General features: G+C 46.3%; 1 pseudogene. It reads right to left on the bottom strand.

Annotated features, from left to right (window positions below):
- Positions 1-22: 22 nt before the first annotated feature.
- Positions 23-741: pseudogene (locus R7Z49_RS24725) on the bottom strand (sodium:glutamate symporter); the annotation flags it as partial.

The following is a 741-nucleotide window of genomic DNA, read 5'->3' as shown; positions in this document are numbered from 1 at the left end:
AAAATCTCCCGAGCCGGAGTATTTAAGACGCGTCCGTTACCGTTTGGCCACTGCGTTTAAATACAAATCGCCAGATAAACAGGACTACTGCGATATAAGCTAAGCCGACACCAAGTGCTTGCCACTCCATACCGTTATACATCGCGATAGGCATCAGAGAGATGATAAAGATATCGGTAATTGAACCAGGCACATAAGCAATGGCGTAGTCATCCAGAACTTTGCTACGCATTTTAGGGTCAACAATGCGCAATAGCGCGATGCCCATTGCAACTGTGCCTGTTAGCCAGCCCCAGGAGAATATGCCTTTTTCAAACCAATCATCGCCCATAATTCGAGGCGCAACCCAGAAGATCAGCCACAACGTAAATGCGATGCCACCAATGGCGAGTACGATCATTGGCGCAAGGTACTGAGCAAGAACAGTAATTTTGATTGCTGAAATACCAAATATGATCAGGTAGTCGGTGCTGATACCAGCCGCGTGCTTAAATGCTCCATCACAAAGGTATCGTGACGCTTTGGTTTGTTTCGCGACAATTCGCACGAGCATTCCGCCCAAAAAGCCCGTTACAAATGTCGGAATTTGTACTTTGTCGTGGAACGACGATAAGTAGTTTGCTGCGACATAAGAGAAAGCCGTAACGACGACGACAAGGGCTGCGTGAATAGCAAATGAATCCACAGAGAGTGAAGACATTGTGTCTTTCATCACTGGTTCTTGTTCTGTTGGTTTTACAA

It is taken from the genome of Vibrio sp. 1562 (genome assembly GCF_033340155.1).
In the GTDB taxonomy this organism is placed as follows: domain Bacteria; phylum Pseudomonadota; class Gammaproteobacteria; order Enterobacterales; family Vibrionaceae; genus Vibrio; species Vibrio alginolyticus.
Note: the sequence above shows the minus strand (reverse complement) of the source record. Positions and strands in the feature narration are given on the sequence as shown.